At 65.8% G+C, this 18,601-nt stretch carries 12 protein-coding genes and 1 CRISPR repeat array; of the genes, 3 read left to right on the forward strand and 9 right to left on the reverse strand.

Annotation, left to right across the window (positions count from 1 at the left end; translation table 11 throughout):
• The first annotated feature begins 54 nt into the window (after positions 1-54).
• Positions 55-389: direct repeats of the CRISPR family, unit length 38 nt; unit sequence GGCTTCAATGAGGCCGGAGCACTTTGCTCCGGATAACC.
• A gap of 204 nt (positions 390-593) precedes the next feature.
• From cas2 to B1A74_RS08680, 6 genes are all read right to left on the reverse strand, one after another.
• Complete coding sequence (cas2, locus tag B1A74_RS08655) at positions 594-887, reverse strand: CRISPR-associated endonuclease Cas2 (protein ID WP_077244394.1); 294 nt, start codon at positions 885-887, stop codon at positions 594-596.
• A 13-nt stretch (positions 888-900) separates the two neighbouring features.
• Entirely contained in the window at positions 901-2,628 is a 1,728-nt protein-coding gene (locus B1A74_RS08660) for a CRISPR-associated endonuclease Cas4/Cas1 (protein ID WP_077244395.1), read from the reverse strand.
• Between the two features lie 234 nt (positions 2,629-2,862).
• A complete protein-coding gene (gene csb2 / locus B1A74_RS08665; RefSeq protein ID WP_077244396.1) occupies positions 2,863-4,383 on the reverse strand; it encodes a type I-G CRISPR-associated protein Csb2 in 1,521 nt (506 codons plus the stop codon).
• Positions 4,384-4,386: 3 nt separating this feature from the next.
• The gene (gene cas7g / locus B1A74_RS08670; protein WP_077244397.1) at positions 4,387-5,385 is read right to left on the reverse strand and encodes a type I-G CRISPR-associated RAMP protein Csb1/Cas7g; all 999 of its coding nucleotides are present in this window, start codon (positions 5,383-5,385) and stop codon (positions 4,387-4,389) included.
• Positions 5,386-5,400: 15 nt separating this feature from the next.
• Positions 5,401-7,587, reverse strand: coding sequence for a type I-G CRISPR-associated protein Cas8g1/Csx17 (gene cas8g1 / locus B1A74_RS08675; RefSeq protein WP_077244398.1), 2,187 nt, complete (start codon positions 7,585-7,587; stop codon positions 5,401-5,403).
• Positions 7,584-9,971 carry a CRISPR-associated helicase/endonuclease Cas3 gene (locus B1A74_RS08680; protein WP_077244399.1) on the reverse strand — a complete coding sequence of 796 codons (2,388 nt, stop codon included), beginning with the start codon at positions 9,969-9,971 and terminating at the stop codon, positions 7,584-7,586. The genes cas8g1 and B1A74_RS08680 overlap by 4 nt, the downstream gene beginning before the upstream one ends.
• A 270-nt stretch (positions 9,972-10,241) precedes the next feature.
• On the opposite strand from B1A74_RS08680, the gene B1A74_RS08685 reads away from it, so the two are divergent.
• The gene (locus B1A74_RS08685) at positions 10,242-10,562 is read left to right on the forward strand and encodes a BrnT family toxin (protein ID WP_077244400.1); all 321 of its coding nucleotides are present in this window, start codon (positions 10,242-10,244) and stop codon (positions 10,560-10,562) included.
• Positions 10,543-10,770 carry a BrnA antitoxin family protein gene (locus B1A74_RS08690; protein WP_077244401.1) on the forward strand — a complete coding sequence of 76 codons (228 nt, stop codon included), beginning with the start codon at positions 10,543-10,545 and terminating at the stop codon, positions 10,768-10,770. The genes B1A74_RS08685 and B1A74_RS08690 overlap by 20 nt, the downstream gene beginning before the upstream one ends.
• A gap of 121 nt (positions 10,771-10,891) precedes the next feature.
• On the opposite strand, the gene B1A74_RS08695 is transcribed toward B1A74_RS08690, so the two are convergent.
• The gene (locus B1A74_RS08695; RefSeq protein WP_018947616.1) at positions 10,892-11,857 is read right to left on the reverse strand and encodes a helix-turn-helix transcriptional regulator; all 966 of its coding nucleotides are present in this window, start codon (positions 11,855-11,857) and stop codon (positions 10,892-10,894) included.
• A 20-nt stretch (positions 11,858-11,877) separates the two neighbouring features.
• The gene (locus B1A74_RS08700) at positions 11,878-14,559 is read right to left on the reverse strand and encodes a bifunctional acetate--CoA ligase family protein/GNAT family N-acetyltransferase (RefSeq protein ID WP_077244402.1); all 2,682 of its coding nucleotides are present in this window, start codon (positions 14,557-14,559) and stop codon (positions 11,878-11,880) included.
• A 60-nt stretch (positions 14,560-14,619) separates the two neighbouring features.
• Between B1A74_RS08700 and B1A74_RS08705 the strand changes: the two genes are divergently transcribed.
• Positions 14,620-15,543: a histone deacetylase family protein gene (locus tag B1A74_RS08705; protein WP_077244403.1), complete on the forward strand. Its 924-nt coding sequence runs from the start codon at positions 14,620-14,622 to the stop codon at positions 15,541-15,543.
• Positions 15,544-15,552: 9 nt separating this feature from the next.
• Here B1A74_RS08705 and B1A74_RS08710 read toward each other — a convergent pair whose 3' ends face one another.
• A complete protein-coding gene (locus B1A74_RS08710; protein ID WP_077244404.1) occupies positions 15,553-18,504 on the reverse strand; it encodes a PAS domain S-box protein in 2,952 nt (983 codons plus the stop codon).
• Between the last annotated feature and the right edge of the window lie 97 nt (positions 18,505-18,601).

Raw genomic sequence — 18,601 nt, forward strand, 5'->3', positions numbered from 1 at the left:
CTTTGCTCCGGATAACCGATTACGCGGATGACCTGCCGCGCAACGATGTTAAGGGGCTTCAATGAGGCCGGAGCACTTTGCTCCGGATAACCCGGAGTACACATGAGGCTGTACACTGCCAAACGCACTGCCGCTTCAATGAGGCCGGAGCACTTTGCTCCGGATAACCCATTCCGAGGCATTCAGAAATTCTTTAATTATGGGGCTTCAATGAGGCCGGAGCACTTTGCTCCGGATAACCCACCGGAATACGCGTCTTCGTCTGCGCCGCAGTATGGCTTCAATGAGGCCGGAGCACTTTGCTCCGGATAACCAGGCGACTAATCCTTCAGCCTTTTCACATGCGAAACGGGCTTCAATGAGGCCGGAGCACTTTGCTCCGGATAACCAGGCCCTGTTTTGGGGCGCGTCATGCGGGGGCTGCGGGGTGATGTTGCGAGAGGTGGGCTGGTCAGGGCGGCCGAAGGCGGTCCCGCAGCCGTGACGCCCTGGGCGGGGTGGAGAAAAGTACCTTTTTGACAATGAGATGGGGAAACGCGAGGGCTCCCCGGGGTTGCTGGCGTCATTGGAGTGCTCGCTCCGCTTCGGCGGTTTCAGACGATGATCGATTCACGTTGTACGGCCTGGAATGCCTTGCCCAGGCTGGTCACGCGCGGATCGACGGCGTCGGCCGGGCCAAGGTCCATCAGGAGGACGTGGTCCTCGTGATGATGGATGATCTGGTCCAGCGAGGCGGTCAGGTCCGCGTGGCGCCTGCCGTTCATTCTGCATTGAAACACGGAAAGTTGCAGCCACTCGCCGTAGCCTTTCATGAGTTTGAAGACGGCGCGCCAGCGCTTGGGGTTGCTGATGTCGTAGGTGACGATGAACAGGTGTTCCTCCTTCATGCTCCCTCCGAATTCAACGGGTGGTGAAGCCGGGCAGCTGGTCCAGTTCGCCCTGCAGGTGCCGGCCCAGGAGTCTTCCTTGTAACTCGAGTACGCGACGATAGCTGACGCGGTAGCCGAACAGTGGATGGGTGATTTCCTGGTTCAGACGCCGTTCGATCGTGCCGAGAAAGCGTTTGCGGCCATCGGGCGTGAGGTTGCAGGCGTCGGCCGCGGTGATGAAGTCGGTGGGCCGTACTTCGCCGTTGTTGATGGCGGAGAGCACGGCGGATTCGGCGATCAGCGGGCGAAAGGGTTCCATCATGTCCAGGGCCAGGGCAGGCCGGCCGTAGCGGGGTTGGTGGTAAAACCCGCGGTAGGGGTCGAACCCGACAGCGGAAAGGGCCACGGAGAAGCTTCGACCGAGCACGCTGTAGGCGTAGGACAGCAGGGCGTTGACGGGGTCGGGGGGTGGCCGGCGACGCCTCCGTGCGAAGTCGAAGGTGAAGCTTTCCCTGTCGGAGTCGGGCTTGATGAGTTGACCGAACACGCCGAAATAACGTGCTGCTGCGGTGCCTTCGATCCCGAGCAGTTCCTCCAGGGAGCGCGCCTTGCGGACGTTGCGGGCGTCCTGGCGCATGAGGGCGAGCAGTTCGCGGGGCTCTCCTTCTCCGCGCCAGTTCCTTCGGAGCATGGTGCGGCTGTTGAGGATCTTGGCTTCTACCAGGCTCTTGGCGATCTGGAGGCAGCGCCAGCCTTCGAAGCTGGCTGCGTATTGCGCGGTGCGAAGCTCTACGTTCTTGTGCCCCACTCCCTGGGTATGGCCGATGAACCAGCCGCCGTAAGAATGCCAGGAGATGGGTATTTCGCGGCGCATCAGCTCGGTGAGGGTCGGGGCGGTGACATAGACGTTGCCCATCAGGACCAGTTGCGAGACATCGATGATGCGGGCCTTCTGCACGACTTCGTCCTTGACCGAGACGATCAGCTCTTCACCCTTGCGGGCGACCTTGGCGCTGTGAGACTGAACGTACAGTGGGAGTGCTTCGTCTCGCTGGACGGACAGGGGACGGGGCGAACTTTCGCCGCGTTGGAGGAAGTTGACCTCGTCGGGCAGGCAGATGCCCACCAGTGAGCAGCGCGGGCATTTGGGGCTGTCTTCGAGTGGTGGCGGGATCTGTCCGGCGTCGGCCATGGAGCGCAGGCCGGTGATGGCCCGGGTCGTGGCCTCCCTCAGTTCGTCATCGAACTCGACATGGACACGTTCGCGGGAGCCGGCGAAGTAGAGCAGGCCGCGCTCGCAGCGATATCCGTGGTCTTCGAGAAGCATTCCCTGTACGCAGAGCTGGATGCGTTCGGGCTCGTAGGCACCCCTGGCCACATGCGGGCGCTTGCCGCGTTTGTAGTCGACTGGTGTTACGCCACCTTCGCCATCGCTTTCCAGCAGGTCGAGCTTGCCGATCAGCCCCAGGCGGTTGGAGGAGAGTTCGACGGAACGCGCGTGGAAGGTCTCCATCTCTTCATCGGGTGCGGGGGGCTTGCCCGATTTCCGGTCCACCCTGCGGTGCACCCGCCGTCCGTCGACGGTATCGCCACTGTCCGCCCATTCGCCCTGAACCCATTCCAGGTAGGCCAGGCGAGGACAGTAGGCGAATTCGTTGATCATGCGCGCCGGCAGCAAGGGCTGGTCGCCGGTCAGCTCGGGAAACGGCAACGGCAGCTCCGGCTGGTGTTCCGGCGGCGGGTCCGCGGGTTCGTCCATGGCGTGATCCCCTTGAATCTCCTCTCGATATTTGTTTAGCAGTAAGTGGGCTGGCTTGCAGGCCGGGGTCGCTGCAAGGCGGCCGTGGCGGTGGTTCTCTATGCGAACGCGCTTCCCAATGGCGATCTGACGATTGTCCCGGCTACGGGTGTTGTAGCGGGAAAGAGGCCAAGGCCCCCGGGGTGTTGATCGGGGCCCCGGGAACGGGTTTGGAATGTGTGAATGAACGCGCAGCTATTTTCCTGCGGGAAGAAACAAACCCAGGCCATAGTGGCATCCGAATCCGAGTGACAGCGGTCCCGGCACCGGATCCGGGAACGTGAGCCTCACAAAGCGGCCCTGCTTATCCGGTTGCACGAGCCCCCTTTTTGATCGGAAACGGTGGAAATCGACGGGGCGTCGTTTTTTCCCTGCTACCTCAATATCCTGAAGCCATTCGACCTGCTCCGGCTCGGGCAGCCCCCGCTCCCGGCATTCCCGCCGGATCTGCTCCTCGACACCGAAAGTCGGCTTGGAATGCCAGGGCATCAGGTAAGGGGTCAGCGTCTCGAAGGTGCTTGATTCACCAAGCAGTGGAGACCCGGATTCGGCCAGTTCATCAGCGGTTCCGCTATTCTCGAACATGATGGTCCATTCCTGCCCCTCACGGTTCCAGAGCCGATTCAGCGACTCGACGGCACGGCGTCCCTGGCCATCGATCTTGCCGGGAACGTGAACCAGAAGGTGGTCGATTCGCCCATCGCTATCGGCATCCTCGGGCAACCAGAACGCGTGCTGGTGGCGATTTCCGGCGGGCATCCTGTGTCCCGAAATGACGGCGGGAACGTTCGTTTCGCCGCAGTATTTTTTTGCTCGCCCCATCGCCGCCACGCGCAGGAGTTCCCCCATGCGCACGGCATCCTCGATCAGGGGTAACGGTCGCCCATAGAGGCCGAACCGCAACGTGGTCACCGGCTCGGCAGAGCGCCGGCGTCGGCTGGGTTGGGCCATGGGCCGCAGCAATTCAGGAGGCCGGGAATACGCGACGGCGCGCGCCAACGGTGGTGAGCTCCAACCGGCGCCATGCAGTTGCGAGGTCTCCACGGCCAGAGCGTCAACCCAGCCCTCTGGAAGGGTGGCGTGGATCGCCCGCTTGTCTCTCGGCTTGAGCCCGGCCCGTTTCTCCATGCCCTCGAGCTGCGCCTGACGGAATCCCGCATATTCGTCCGCCGGCATCGGGACCTGCAGGGACAGGGGCTCCGAAACCTCGCCGGTTTCGGTATCCACCAGCGAATCACCCGGCACACAATTGCACGCACCCGACCATTCGGGGAGACGCCGCGCATCGGCCCAGCTCTCGGCTCGCCCCAGGAAACCCAGCCCTGCCAGGAGCCGGTCGAGCAGTGCTTCCTGCTCGGCCTCCAGGGTCAGTTCGGGCCAGACCATGACCAGATCTTCGTCCTTTCCCACGCGCGCGAAGGCATCGAAGATCAGGGTCTTCTTGTCGCCCTTGGCCGGCATGTAATGGCGCGTATGGGCATGCACGGCTGTCGGCACACGATAATGGGGAGCCTCGGAGGCCAGGGCCGCCAGCAGCCGCTCAAGTGTTTCCGGATCACGCTCCTCCGGCGGCACCTTCCTGTGCCAGATGGCGATGAGGGCGCGCACCAGCCGCCAGGGTGACGGCGGCCACTCCACATCGGCCTCGTTGACATGCCTGCCCCACGGGGTCGCGTGGTAGCGCCCGGCGGGGAAGTTGAAAGCAATTGCGAGCATGGCTCACTCCCCGGCGGTGTCGGAATCCTTGTCCTTCTTGCCCTTCTTCTTGGACATGCCGTCCCAGCGCACTTCGGTGACACGCGGCTCGGCAAAGCGGCCCTCGTCGGCCACCGCCTTGACCAGGTCCGGAAGTCCGGCTTCGAGTTCGGCCAGCGTGGGCAGCTCGAAGCCGTTCGGGCGGGTCACGCGCAGTTCGGTGAGATCGAGATCACAGGCCGTGCGCAGCCGCAGGCCGGTTTCAAGGAAGCGCCGGATCTTGAACGCGGCCAGCGTCAGGAGCAGCTTCTCGACATTGGCGCCCAGGCCAAAGCCGCGGATCTGGCTCAGATCGATGTTGAAATAGGCGGTGATCTTCGGGGAAGCGAATTCGGTCCGCGCAAAGGGGACATTGCCAAATCCCCTGCCGGTGTCGCCGGACGGATTGACGTGATCGTTCTTCACGCCGCCACTTTGTGCCTCACGGACATCCTCGGCCTCGATGAAGGCGGAGACGACGCGCGGCAGGCGCAGCCGCCCCCCGGCCAGATCCGACTTCGCCAGGAATACACCGTGCAGCAGGGCATTGGTGTCGTAGCGCAGCAGCACCGAAGCCAGCTTGCGGATGTCCACGGCCCCCTCGGCCATCTCGGCCAGCTCGTGCTTGAGCATGTCCAGCACCGTGGTGTCGTTCCCTTCCAGGATGTAAGGCGAGTTGATGCGGTGCGCTTCCAGGACCGAGCTGGTTACGAACTCGTCCTTGCCGTCCTTCACCTTGATCATCGAAAGGCCCTGAAGGGGCTTGACCCAGTCGTTAGTTACGTCATCCCAGCAGACCCTTTCCAGTCGATTGGCCATGCTCTGGGCCGACTCGACCAGCAGCAGACGCTCGCCGTTAGGACCGTCGTAGGTGGCAGCTCCAAGATCGGGGAAACCCGTGGGCTGAAAGCGGCTACCCTGGACCGGTTGCAGATCGGCTTCGATCAACAGGCGGGGGGCGTTGGAAAGGGCTTCGTTGTCCATATCATTACTCCCTGTTCAGGCAATGTCTTTGGTGGTTCGGACTGATGTGATACTGCGCAGACACGGGGCGGCATCAGCGGCATCGAGAGGAATGGCCAAGGCGGCCAGCAGGCGAACTCCGTTGGTGCCACTGACCCTCGGGGCTTGCCGAGGATGGGCGGGAAGCGGGTAACCCACGGCACGCAACCGGCCCCAGGCAAGGTCCACTGCCCGTTGCGTGCGATTCGTCTGCAGTGCGGTCAGAATCTCCGCGAAAGAGGGGAGGCTTCGGTGCTCGTCGAGCAGCTTGAAGACCTCCAGCAGGCCCGCTGGCATGAAAAACGGCTTCAGGGCGGCAAATGGAGCCGGTAGGGCGACGCGGCGTTCGTCGCCTTCTTCCATTCTCGGCGCAGCGGCTGGCAGATTCTTCGGTATACGGACATTCACCAGACCGAGAAGGAGTCGGGCCAGGCGCTGTTCGTCAAGGCCCCCGTCCAGCCACGCCTCGACATCCCGCGCCTCGGCACCAAAGGCGTAGCGGAAGGCGTGGCCGTCGAGTGTTTCATCCTTCTCTTCGTCCAACCGTCGACGCCCCAGTACACGCGCCAGGTTGTCGGCAAAACCTCCTTCGCCCCACACCGCCGAGCGGGATTCATCGTGCCAGCTCCAGCCGTACTTCTCGCGCCGGACGGGCACCATGTACGGTCGCATCGGGAAGCGTGTCCCGCCGAGGCCCGCCAGCGCCACGGCAATACGATACTCGGGGGTCCCATCGTCCGCCTTGAGGGCCCACTGCTCACTCAGAACGGGAACCGGCGGGACAAACTCACGGGCGGCACGGCTCTTGGCCAGGGCTGTCGAGAGCGCCCCGAGACAGCCCAGCACCTTCTGCAGAGTCTGGGCATCGGCCCGTTGTGCCAGCCCGAACAGGCCATCCTCGAGTTGACGGCTCAATGACTGAATACTGGCCGGCGCGTGGTCACCCCGGGCAAAGCGCCGCAGGCGGTCGAGGAACTGGCCTTTCTCCAGCTCGTTGATGAGCTCGACATCCGGGTTGGCTGAAACCTGAAACCGGGACAGGGGCGTTGCGAAATACGCCTTGCCTGCTCTCATGAGGAAGGCATACCGCTGAAAATGAGAAATGCCGCGATCAACCCCGAGCCCCGCCACGGCACGGGCGAATCCCAATCCATCGCGAACCGAGCGTCTGTTGAGTGTTGCCCTGCCCTCGGCGAGCAGATTCTTCACTTCGCTGGCCGAGGAAAAGCCGCTCCAGAGTGGCAACCAGATCTCGGCGCGGGCCTGACCCTCATCGCTACTCCCCACAGCTCCGCTGCCCGCCGCCGAAGCGCGGACGGTAAATGGATAGGCCAACGCTCCGGGGTCGGCGCTTTCCAGCCTGCGGGTCGCCGTCGCTGCGAAGAAGATCGCACCTTCCAGCATCAAAACGAAGTCCCAGGGATTGATCAGTGACCCTGATTCGAAACCGGTGCCAGCATTGGCACCACCGGCATCACCGGGATTGAACTGACCAACCGCCGCATTCTCCATGCCGGTGGATGAATCACCAAAAAGCGCAGCAGGAAGCCACATGGCAGCCGAATCGGTAGGCTCCCCTCCTTCCGGATCGATGAGCTGGCCCAGGCGCTGCATGAAATTGTTCGTGAAATCCAGCCGACCATCATTACCGCCGGTACCCAGAAGAGGGGGGTACTTGGGGTCCTCTCCCGCCAGCAAGATGGCGGCATCCATCCAGTCGAGCAATGCTTCCGGGCCCCGGCTGCGTGCCGTGGTCAAGAACCGACTCTTGTCGTCACCCTTCGGACTCTCCTTCAGTCCCTGCTCCTCGACCAGGGAATGGCAGAACCCGATGACCTCACGATAAGTGGAAAACCGGTCGCTACGACCCTGGATGATCGGCTCGATACCCACCTTCGTATCCTTGGGGTAGAAGCCACTTCCCCCGTTCCAGGGCGCTACCATGGCGGTCGGTGAGTATTCCCGCAGAAAGAACTCGGAGACCTTTTCTCGGGCATCCTCTTCATGGGCAATGACGAGGCTCTTGAGTACAAAGTGTTCACCCCGCCAGGCTCCTCGAACTTCCCACTCGGGCTTCTGCTCCGCCAGCAGCCGCATGACGCCGAGCGCTTTTAGATAGCTTGCCAACGGGGTGGGCGCGCACCCGCCGAGGACGACTTCGTTGTCCGCCTGTGTCGTGCTCATGATTCGGTCTCCTGCTCCTTGCCGGAGGCTCGCCAGTCGGCGAGCCGCACCAGGGTTTCGTACCAGGCCAGCCGGAACGGCCCGTGTTCGTCCAGCAGGCGATGGACCCGTTCACTCCAGGAGGGACCCATGGCACCTTCGCCCATTTCCATCAGGTCGAGGCGCAAACGGGTCTCCGGCAGGGTCTCGCCTGGCACTTCGACCGGCGGCAACCGGTCATCTTCCCAGACGCCGCGCGCGTAACGCCGGTCGGGGTTTTCCGGGGATTTTTCGTCGGGTAGGGCGCGCAGACTCATGCGGACCTTGCCGTGGTGGGCGGCGACGAGATAGGCGATCAGATCGGCACCCGGTTCATCGCCATGGTGGAGGAGCCACGCCAGCATGGAGGCCAGTTCATGGCGGAAGTAGGGCCGTTCGTGGCGGCCACTGCAGGGAGACTTGGCCCACTGGCGGTCCGAATTCTCGGCCATCTGGTCGCAGGCCGTCATGGTCCGCTGGAAGACGTCGTGGGCCTTGCCGACATCGTGCCACCGCCCCGCCCGGGCGATCCGGTCGGCCACCTCATCTTCCAGGGCCACGGCGCTCGTCAATGCCCGCGCCTCCCTCTCCACGTGGGAGAGGTGTTCGCTCAGGACGACGGGCAGGCTCTGGCGGCTGGGGCCATCTCCACCAAAACGTTCGTCCGTGCCGTCGTCGCGCTCGGCGGCGACCGGCACCGGTTTCTTTATCTGCTCCGGACGAAAACCCACGGCTTCGTCATACCCACCGTGCGCGGCATCAAGCATCAGTACCAGTCCGGGGCGCACGTTGCCGTGGAAGGGCTTCCACTGGCCGTCCAGGGAATCCCACTGCCAGGCCGTTACGCCGTGCTTCTTGCGCTTTTCCATGTAGCGCTTGAGTTGGGAGAGCGAGGCCCGACAGATCTCGTCCCGGTGCGGCTGGGGCTGATCGGCGCTGGGCTGTTGGCGCCAGAAGACCTGCGCATCCAGGTCATCGGCGTCACGGATGTAGGGGGAGACATCGACATCGAAGCCCGAGAGATCGGGATCGGTGTTGAACAGGGCGATGAAGTCCCGGCGACGGAGCACCGAGGTCAGCGGCGCCTCTTCGTCGGTAACGGGGAGCTGCCCCGGCGTCGCCGAGTCCAGGGCCGCAACCTTCTCCCGGGCCGCTCGCAGTGTTTCGTCGTCATAGGGCGAGGACTGGCCCGCCTCGAGGTCGATCCAGTAAAGGGCGGCGCCCGTGTCGTTCCACTCCCCGTAGCGATTGCAGCGCCCGAAGCGCTGCACCAGCGACGCCCACGGGGCCAGTTCCGTGAAGAGCGTTCGGCTGGAGATGTCGACCCCGGCCTCAATGGCCTGGGTGGCAACGACGATGCGTCCCTCGTCCCCGAATTCGGTCTCGGCCAACGCGGCATTGATGCGGGCACGCTCCTGCTGACGAAATCGGGAATGGACCAGCAATGCCCGCCCCGGGCAGGCCTTCTCCAGCTGTTCATACAGCGCCTGTGCGCGCTCGACGGTATTCAGGATGACCAGTGACTGCGTTCCCGGTTGATGGGCAGTCTGAACGGCCTCCACCAGTTCCTTGATATAGGCGGCCGCCCCTGATTTGGCGTTGTCGCGGGTAAGCGCCACCTCGGCGCGTGCCAACGGTTTGCTGCTCTCACGACGCTGTTGGACGGCGGCACTGTTGCGCTCCTCCTCGGACAGCTCCAGCACCGACAACGCCTCCAGATGAGGCCTGAAGTCCACCGTGCCGAGCCAGTCCGGATTGAGGGTCGCCGACATCCACAGCGAGCGGGCGCCCTTGGCGGTGGAAAGTGAGCGGCGGAACGCCTCCAGCTGGGCCGTGGTCGGCAGACCCGACCCCATCAACTGGATCTCGTCGAAGACCCACAGGGCATCGTTGTGCAGCAACGAGAAGTGGATCGGCCACTGGAAGCGGCTCATCCCGTATCCGCGCATGAGGGCGCGGGAGAGCAGCATGTCCTGGGTGCCGATGAGGATCATGTCCGATTCGGGTTGTTCGGCCCAGCGGGCCGCGCTGGCATCGTCGCTGCCACCCATCAGCAGATGGACCGACACTCGTCCCGGTTCGCCGGGCGCACCAAGCAGCCCCAGATGCTCCAGCCACTGTTCAGCGGCATCCCGGGTCTGCTCGGCCAGCACCCGCATCGGCAGGCACCAGACCAGGCGGCGCGGCGTGGCTTCATCTCGGAGCTGCTGGCGCTTGTAGAGCCAGGCCAAGGTGACGGCCGCCGTCTTGCCGAGGCCGGTGGGCACGTTCATGACATCGGGCCACGCCTGCTCGGCCAATCGGGCCTGGTAGGGGAACGGCGACATCCCGTCCGATGCCCGCTCGAAGAATTCCTGATAGTTCATGCGCCCACCCTGCTTGCGTTCAATGAGGCCGGGGCTCGGAGCCCCGGAATTCCCTTTGTTTACAGCCTGATAAACAGGAAAAACCCATTCTTCAACGAGGGACGTTCATCCTTCACGTCACCCCGAACAATACATTACAAATCATGCTCTAGTTACAAGAAAATCCCATAAAGGTTGATCTCAATCATGGTTGCAACATCCGCCTTTGTAATCAGATAAACCCCGTCGCGATGAGATGGCGTATGCGTAGTTACAAAATGGAGTTACAATGTGTCCAAGGAATTTGAGTGGGACGAGGCAAAGCGACGAGCCAACCTGGACAAGCACGGCATCGATTTCATGGATCTTCCAACCGTCTTCCAAGGGGATACGCTGACCTACGAAGATGACCGCTACGATTACGGTGAGTGCCGGTACATCACCCTTGGTCAGCTCGGCCCGATCGTCGTCCTCATCGCCCACACCGAGACAGCCGACACCATTCGGCTGATCCATGCACGCAAGGCGGGGAAGGCTTATGTCGACCAATACTTCACGGAAATCGGAAACCGACTGGGACCGCCTGAACCGGATGGCGGACGAAGACATTGACACCTCGGACATCCCCGATCCGACGCCGGAGCAGTTCGCCCGTGCCGTAGCTCGGCGAGGGCTCGACCCGGCTCCCCGCAAGCAGCAGGTGACGCTGCGTATCGACGCCGACGTTCTGCAGTGGTTCAAGGACGGTGGCAAGGGCTATCAATCCCGAATCAATGCCCTGTTGAGGGCGTATGTTGAGGCTCACAAGAACGACCAATGATCTTTCCGGCCTCGTTGTACCCCACCGGGTGGCTCACAGAGTGAGCCACCGACCCGGCTCGGAGGAAAAATCTCGGGTGCGGTAACGAATTCCCCGACGGGCGGGAATGGCGGTGGAACGCTCAGGTGTAACGGGCGGCGGCCTCGCGCAGGGTGTCGGCGACGCGCTGGCGCAGGGATTCGGGGGCGATGACTTCCACGCCGGGGCCGTGGCGCAGGATTTCCTGGATCAGTTCGGTGGGGTCGGAGTAGGGGATCTGCAGTTCCCAGGTGTCGCCGCGGTACTGGCCGATCTGGTCGGGGTGCCAGGTTTCGTCGGCGACCCAGCGGGCGTGTTCGGGCGTGAAGCGCAGTACGGCCCATTCGCTGGCGGGGCCGGTGAAGATGCCGAAGGCGGCGCCGACGTGGCGGTCGAGGTCGGCATCGGCTTCTTCCCGCAGCGGGGTGTCCTGCACGGGGGTGGCGGCACGGATGCGTTCCAGGGCGAAGGTGCGCAGGGCTTGGGCGTTTTCGCACCAGGCGATCAGGTACCAGTTGTCGCGGTAGTAGAGCAGACGCTGCGGGTGGATGCGGCGGCGGGTAGCGCTGTCGCGGGCGCGGCCGTGGTAGTCGATGTCCAGCGGGTGGCCGGCGAGGGTGGCCTCGGCGGCGATGCGGAAGGTGTCGGCGGCGCTGGTGCGATGGGCCTGGGGCTGGATCTGGATGCGCCGGCGAAGTTCGGTGGAGTCCTGGCCGCCGCTCTCCAGCAGGCGGCGGATGCGGGTCTTCATCGGGCCGATGACGGGGGCGAGCAGGCCCGGCTGCATGTCCTCCAGCAGCTGTTCCATGGTCAGCAGGGCGAGCAGTTCGGATTCGTTGAACCACAGCCCCGGCAGCTCGAAGGCCGGGGCGTCGGGGTCGTAGCGGTAGCCGTTGGCCTGCGCGTCGTACTCGATCGGTGCCTGCATGAAGTCACGCATGTATTCGATGTCGCGCTTGAGGGTGGCGCGCGACACCCCGAGCTGTTCCACCAGCTGCGCCAGCGAGGGCGGCTGGCGGCTTTCCTTGAGCCGGCGATGCAGGTGGAAGATGCGTTCGGCGCGGTTCATGGGGAGGACCTGGCGGCGGATCAGTGCAGCCGGCGGCTGACGCGGATGATCTCGTCGTCGGAGGTGAGGATCTCGCGCTGGAAGCCGTGGCGGCGGGCGAGGGCGAGCATGCCGTCGTTGTGGCGCAGGACCTCGCCGAACAGTTCGCGCAGGCCGTTGCGCCGGGCGGAGTCGACGATGGCCTCCATCAGCAGGGAGCCCACGCCGCGGCCCTGCCAGGCGTCGCTGACGACCACGGCGAATTCGGCGCTCTCGCCGTCGGGCTCGGTGGTATAGCGGGCCACGCCCACCTGGACTTCCTGGCCGTCAGCGTGATCCACGGCGATGAAGGCCATCTCGCGGTCGTAGTCGATCTGGGTGAAGCGCACCAGCATTTCGGGTGTGAGTTCCTCCAGCGAGCGCATGAACCGCAGGTAGCGGGTCTTTTCCGACAGGCTGCGCACGAAGGCCTGTTCGATGGCGGCGTCTTCGGGGCGGATCGGCCGCAGTTCCAGCTCGTGGCCGTCGCGGGTGGTGACGGTGTGCGCCACGTGCCCGGGATACGGATGGATGGCCATGTGGGCGTAATGGCGGGTGTCGTGCCCGGGGTCCGCCAGTTCGATACGGGCGTCCACGGCCATGACACCGTGCTCGCCGGCCTGCAGCGGGTTGATGTCCAGCGACGCCAGTTCCGGCAGTTCGCAGGCCATCTCCGAAACCCGCAACAACACCTGTTCCAGCGCCTCGCGCGGTACCGGCGGGGCGCCGCGGAACTCGCCCAGGGTGCGCGCGGCGCGCGTCTGGTCGATGAGGCGTTCGGTCAGTGACTGGTTCAGCGGCGGCAGGGCGATGGCCTGGTCGCCGATGACTTCCACCGCGGTGCCGCCCAGGCCGAAGGCGATCACCGGGCCGAACACCGGGTCGCGCGAGATCCCGACGAGGAGTTCGCGCGCATGCCCGACCTCGGACATGCGTTCCACGGTGACGCCTTCGACGTCGGCGTCGGGGAAGTGCTCGCGGATCTGGTCCAGCATCTCCTGGGTCTGCTGACGCACCGTCTGCACACTGCGCAGGTTGAGCCGCACGCCGCCGAAGTCGCTCTTGTGGCTGATCCCGGTGGCGCTGATCTTGAGTGCCACGGGGAAGCCCAGGGTTTCGGCGGCCAGCATCGCATCCGCCGGGTCGCGCGCGAGGATGCTGGGGTTGGTGGGGATGTGGAAGGCGGCCAGCACGGCCTTGGACTCGCGGATGCTGAGGACCTTGCGGCCATCGTTGCGGGCGTTCTGCAGGATCAGGTGGGCGCCCTCGATGTCGGACGGGGTCTCGTCGCACAGCGGGCCCGGGGTCTGCAGCAGCATGCGCTGGTTGTGGCGGTGCCGGATCAGCCAGGCGAAGGTCTCGATCGCCGCTTCGGGCGTGCGGTACTGTGGGATGCCTGCCGCGTCGAAGCGCCGGCGTGCGCTGGCCACCAGCGGGTCGCCCATCCAGCAGGCGAGCACCGGCTTGTGGCTGTTGCGGGCCTGTTCAATCACGGCCTCGGCACAGGCGTCGGGATCGGTCATGGCCTGTGGGGTCAGCAGTACCACCGCCATATCTACGCCGGGGTCGGCCAGCGTGATGCGCAACGCCTCGCCGTAGCGTTCGGCGGTGGCATCGCCAAGGATGTCGATCGGGTTGCCGTGCGACCAGTGGCCGGGGAGCAGGTCGTTCAGCGCGTCCATGCTCTTGTCCGACAGGCTGGCCAGCTCCAGGCCGAGGTCGGCGGCGCGGTCGACGGCCATCACGCCGGGGCCGCCGCCGTTGGTCAGGATCGCGAGGTTCTCGCCGCGCAGGCGCATGCCCTGCGCCAGGATGTGCGCCGCGGAGAACCACTGCGAGACGCGCTCCACGCGGACCACGCCGGCGCGTTCCAGCGCGGCATCGAACACCGCGTCGGAGCCCATCATCGCGCCGGTGTGGGTGGCCGCGGCCTGCGCGGTGGCCGCGTGGCGCGCCGACTTCAGCACCACCACGGGTTTCATGCGAGCGGCCGCGCGCAGCCCGGAGAGGAAACGCCGGGTGTGGCGGATGCCCTCGACGTACAGCAGGATGCCCTGGGTCTCGGGGTCGACCGCGAGGTAGTCCAGCAGCTCGCCGAAGTCGACGTCGGCGGCGTCGCCGGTGGAGGCGACGCCGGAGAAGCCGATGCCGGTGGACTGGGCCCAGTCCAGCACCGCGGTCACCAGGGCGCCGGAACTGGAGACCAGCCCCAGCTTGCCGGGCAGTGCCTGGTTGTGACTGAAGGTGGCGTTGAGGCCGATCCGCGGGCGCATGATGCCCAGGCAGTTGGGGCCGATCAGGCGCATGCGGTAGCGCTGCGCGATCTCCACGCACTCCTGCTGCAGGCGCTGGCCCTCGCGTCCGGCCTCGCCGAAGCCGGCCGACAGGATGACGGCGCCGTGCAGCCCCGCCTCGCCACAGTTGCGCAGGATGGCGGGCACGGCCCGCGCGGGCGTGGCGATCAGCGCCAGGTCCACGCGGTGCTCGCCGGGGCGCAGTTCGGGGACGCAGGGCAGCCCCTGCACCGTGTCATGCTTGGGATTGACCGGGACCAGCGTGCCTTCGTATCCGGCGGTCAGCAGGTTGGCCAGGACGGTCTGGCCCACGGCCCCCTCGCGCTCGGTGGCGCCGAATACGGCGACGCCGCGGGGATTGAAGATCTTGTCGAGGATATGGGTGCCCATGCATGCTTCCTGCGGTGGTGGATCCGATGAATTGGTGCTGCCCGGAGGGGCCTTCATAACATGAATCTTGCCTTTTTATCTCCCGATGCCGGGCTGGAACACGACAACGGGCCCGGGCATCCGGAGTGCCCGGAGCGGCTGACCGCGATCCGCGACCAGCTGGTGGCGGGCGGGCTGGACCCGTGGATCCTGCATCGCGAGGCGCTGCCGGCGGGGCGCACCGATCTGCGCCGGGTGCATGCCGGGGCGCACATCGACCGCGTACTGCGGCATGTGCCGGCGGGCGAGCGGGTCATGCTCGACGGCGACACCGCGCTGTCCCCCGGCAGCCACGAAGCGGCCCTGCTGGCGGCGGGCGCGGGCATGACGGCCGTCGACTGGGTGATGGGTGCGGAGAACCGCCGTGCGTTCTGCGCGGTGCGTCCGCCGGGGCACCATGCCCGCGCCGACCGCGCCGCGGGCTTCTGCCTGTTCAACAATGTGGTGATCGCCGCCCGCCATGCGCAGGCCCGCCACAGTATCCGGCGCATCGCCATCGTGGACTTCGACGTGCATCACGGCGATGGCACCGAGTCGCTGGTGGCCGGGGATCCGTCCATCCTGTTCGCGTCGTCCTTCGAGCATCCGGCCTACCCCGGGTCGGGCGTAACGCCGCTGGGCGACAATTGCCTCAACGTGCCCGTGCCGGGCGGGTCGTCCGGTGGGCAGTGGCGCGAGGCGGTGGCCGCGGCCTGGTTCGAGCGGTGGGATGCGTTCGCCCCGGAGCTGGTACTGGTGTCGGCCGGTTTCGATGCCCACCGCGAGGATGAACTCTCGCGCCTGGCCCTGAGCGAGGACGACTACGCCTGGATTACCGCGCGCATCGTGGAGCTGGCCGAGCGCCACGCGCAGGGGCGGGTGGTCTCGATGCTGGAAGGCGGCTACGCTCTGCACGCGCTGGGGCGCAGCGCGGTGGCCCACATGCGCGAGCTCGGAGGGCTGTAACCCCCGGCGCTATTCGTGCGCGGCCACGCGGTTGCGGCCGCGACGCTTGGCCTCGTACAGGGCATCATCGGCGCGCTTGAAGGTGTCCTTCAGCGGTTCCCCCGGCTGGTACTCCGATACCCCGATGCTGACGGTGATATGGCCGGGGCCCGGGAAGACTGCCTTCCCGACCCGCGAGCGCAGGGTCTCGGCCACCTTGCGGGCGTGCTGCAGATCGGTTGCCGGCAGCAGGATCATGAATTCCTCGCCGCCCCAGCGGCCCACCACATCGGACTTGCGCAGGCGTTCCTGAAGGACCCGCACCAGGGTCTGCAGCACCTCGTCCCCCACGTCGTGGCCGAAGGTGTCGTTGACGGCCTTGAACCGGTCCAGGTCCAGCAGCAGGACCGAGAACGATTCTCCGTGGCGGTCGGACCGACTGGCTTCCTGTTCCAGAAGGCTTTCCAGGTGACGCCGGTTGGGCACGCCCGTCAGGCGGTCGTGCAGGGCCTGGCGCTCCAGCTCTGCCTCGAGGTGCTTCTGTCGCGAGATGTCGTGGAACACCGCCACGTAGTGTTCCACCGGCCCGTCGTCCCCGGATCGCAGCGCGGTGATGGACATGTACAGGGGAATCAGCACGCCATCCTTGCGCCGGTCCCAGATCTCGCCTTCCCAGTGTCCTTGCTCGTCCAGTCGGTTGAACAGGTCGAGGTAGAAAGTCCGTCCGTGCGCGCCCGACTTCAGCAGTTCCCGCGGGTTGGCGCCGATCGACTCCGCCGCGCTGTAACCGGTGATCTCCTCGAATGCCGGGTTGGCCCGCAGGATCCGCCCGTCGGCGTCGGTGATGAAGATCGCATGGCTGGCGCGGAAGGTCGCCGCCAGCAGTTCCAGTTCTTCCTCCAGCTCGCGGCGTTCGGTGATGTCGACCAGGTAGCCGTGATAGTGATCAACCGCCCCGAATTCATCGCGTTCGATGGTGGTGAAGTCGAGCATCCAGCGCCACCCGCCGTCACGGTGGCGCATGCGGTAGGGCGTGTGCTGGAAGTTGGCGCTGCGGTCGTCGGTATGCGCCTGCACTTCCCGGTCCACGCGTTCGCGGTCGTCGGGATGCACCAGATCGTTATGCGGCGTGCGTTCGCCGGCCAGTTCCTGCGGGTCGTAGCCCAGGATCTCGCGTACGTTGGGCGAGACATACTGGATGGGCCAACCCGGGGCATTGTCCCAGGCAAAGATCAGCGTCGGGCCGGCCATGAACAGGTTGCGCTCGCGTTCCAGCGCCAGGCGCTGTTCGCGCCGGGTCAGTTCATGTCCGATCCACTGCGCCATCAGGTTGATCAGGTCGCGTTCGAAGGGGACGAAGGGTTCCCTCGGCCGGCGGGCCACGAAGCTCAGCACGGCTCGCAGCTCGTCGTTTACGTACACCGGCATGCCCAAGCAGGCGCGGGCCTCGGGACTCTCCGAGATGCTGCACCCGGTCTCCCGGGCTTCCGGAGCATGGAACCCCACCGGACCGGTTTCCGTCAGGGCGTTGTCGCAGAAGTTGGCATCCCGGTCGCCGGGCTCCCCGGCGCCCTCCGGCCACTCGCCGGCGGCCTCCAGGATGCGCCGGCTGCCGTCGTCCACCCGCACCAGGCGGCCGTGGTTCATGGCGAATTCGCGCAGGCCGAGTTCCAGCAGCGCGCGCAGCTTGCCGGCGTCTTCGGTGTCCGCAGTGCTGGTGATCCGGTGCAGGTCCTGAAGCGCGTTCTGCCGGCGCTGCTCCAGGGCCTCGCGCGTCTTCTCCGGGCGGATGTCGCGGATGATGGTGGAGTAGTACTCGGGCTCGCCGTCGTCATCGAAGTGCGCAATGATGCGCTGGGACACGGGTATCTCGTGGCCGTCGACATGCAGCAGCGCGGACTCGCCTTCCCAGAAACCGGTGCGGCGGGCCGTCGGGAGCCCTTCGGCTGCCAGGCGTTCGCGCGCCCACTCCGGCGCCAGCCATTCCCCGGCGCGTTCCCCGGAGAAGAAAGTGCGATCCTGCTCCGGGTCTGCACCGCCTTCCGCGCCTGGCAGGCCGATCAGCTCCTTGCCCCCGCGGTTGACGTACAGGATGTTGCCCTCGGCGTCCGCCATGGACACGAAATCCGGGGTGGCCTCGAGGATCTGGATCAGACGTTCGCGGCCGCGCTCGGCCTCGCGCTGCTCGGTGACGTCGATCCCCACCCCCTGAAACGCGGTGATCCGGCCGTCCGCGTCGAAGAACGCGCGGTTGCTCCACATGATGGTGCGCAGCTCCCCGTCGGCCCGCGGCAGGGTGTTCTCGAAATGTCCCACGGGACGCTCCGGCGTAAAGCTTTCCAGGTGCGCGCGGACCCGCCCGGCGTCCGCCTCCGGGGTCCAGTCCAGCCAGCGCTGGCCCAGCAGTTCTTCCGATGTGCGGCCCAGGTGCTCAAGCATGCTGCGGTTGGCATGCAGCAGCGTGGTGTCCGGGAGGTAGCGGGTGACCAGATGCGGATGGTCCTCCACCAGGCTGCGGTAAAGCGCCTCCTGCTGCGCCAGTTCGCGGCGCGCGCGGTGGCGGGTCACGGCGTAGACCAGACTGCGCTGGAGCAGGTCTTCGCCCAGCCGGTTCTTGCTGAGGAAGTCCTCGGCCCCCGCCTCGATGGCGTGCGCCCCGGTGGCCGCATGGTCGTCGCCGGTGAGGACCACCACGGGGATCTCGCGGGTCGTCGACAGCACCCGCTGCAGGGTCTCGTCCGGGTCCGAGTCGGGCAGGTTCAGGTCCAGCAGGATCGCGTCGAATGCGGCGGCGTCGCGTGCCAGATGCTCCCGGGCCTCCTGCAGCCGGCCGCAGTGTGTGGTGTCGAACCGCGTGGCCCCGGTCGGGATGGCCAGCAGATCCCGTACCAGGGCCGCATCACCCATGTTGTCCTCGACCAGCAGAACGCTGAGGCGAGGGGAGTCCTCGGGGCGGGGGGGCTCGGACGCTCGGGGCGGCATCGGTTCCTTCCGTGCATGGTTCACGTCGGGCAGGATAACCCCTGCCTGCCGGCGAATACAGCGACGGTGCCCGGGCTCAGGCGGGGGCGGGTACGGC

Origin of the sequence: Thioalkalivibrio halophilus (assembly GCF_001995255.1) — a bacterium.
GTDB lineage: Bacteria > Pseudomonadota > Gammaproteobacteria > Ectothiorhodospirales > Ectothiorhodospiraceae > Thioalkalivibrio > Thioalkalivibrio halophilus.

Excerpts from the sequence above, each read along its gene's own strand:
- cas2 (WP_077244394.1), bottom strand. The coding sequence starts at position 887 with ATGAAGGAGGAACACCTGTTCATCGTCACCTACGACATCAGCAACCCC.
- B1A74_RS08660 (WP_077244395.1), bottom strand. The coding sequence starts at position 2,628 with ATGGACGAACCCGCGGACCCGCCGCCGGAACACCAGCCGGAGCTGCCG.
- csb2 (WP_077244396.1), bottom strand. The coding sequence starts at position 4,383 with ATGCTCGCAATTGCTTTCAACTTCCCCGCCGGGCGCTACCACGCGACC.
- cas7g (WP_077244397.1), bottom strand. The coding sequence starts at position 5,385 with ATGGACAACGAAGCCCTTTCCAACGCCCCCCGCCTGTTGATCGAAGCC.
- cas8g1 (WP_077244398.1), bottom strand. The coding sequence starts at position 7,587 with ATGAGCACGACACAGGCGGACAACGAAGTCGTCCTCGGCGGGTGCGCG.
- B1A74_RS08680 (WP_077244399.1), bottom strand. The coding sequence starts at position 9,971 with ATGAACTATCAGGAATTCTTCGAGCGGGCATCGGACGGGATGTCGCCG.
- B1A74_RS08690 (WP_077244401.1), top strand. The coding sequence starts at position 10,543 with ATGGCGGACGAAGACATTGACACCTCGGACATCCCCGATCCGACGCCG.
- B1A74_RS08695 (WP_018947616.1), bottom strand. The coding sequence starts at position 11,857 with ATGAACCGCGCCGAACGCATCTTCCACCTGCATCGCCGGCTCAAGGAA.
- B1A74_RS08700 (WP_077244402.1), bottom strand. The coding sequence starts at position 14,559 with ATGGGCACCCATATCCTCGACAAGATCTTCAATCCCCGCGGCGTCGCC.
- B1A74_RS08705 (WP_077244403.1), top strand. The coding sequence starts at position 14,620 with ATGAATCTTGCCTTTTTATCTCCCGATGCCGGGCTGGAACACGACAAC.
- B1A74_RS08710 (WP_077244404.1), bottom strand. The coding sequence starts at position 18,504 with ATGCCGCCCCGAGCGTCCGAGCCCCCCCGCCCCGAGGACTCCCCTCGC.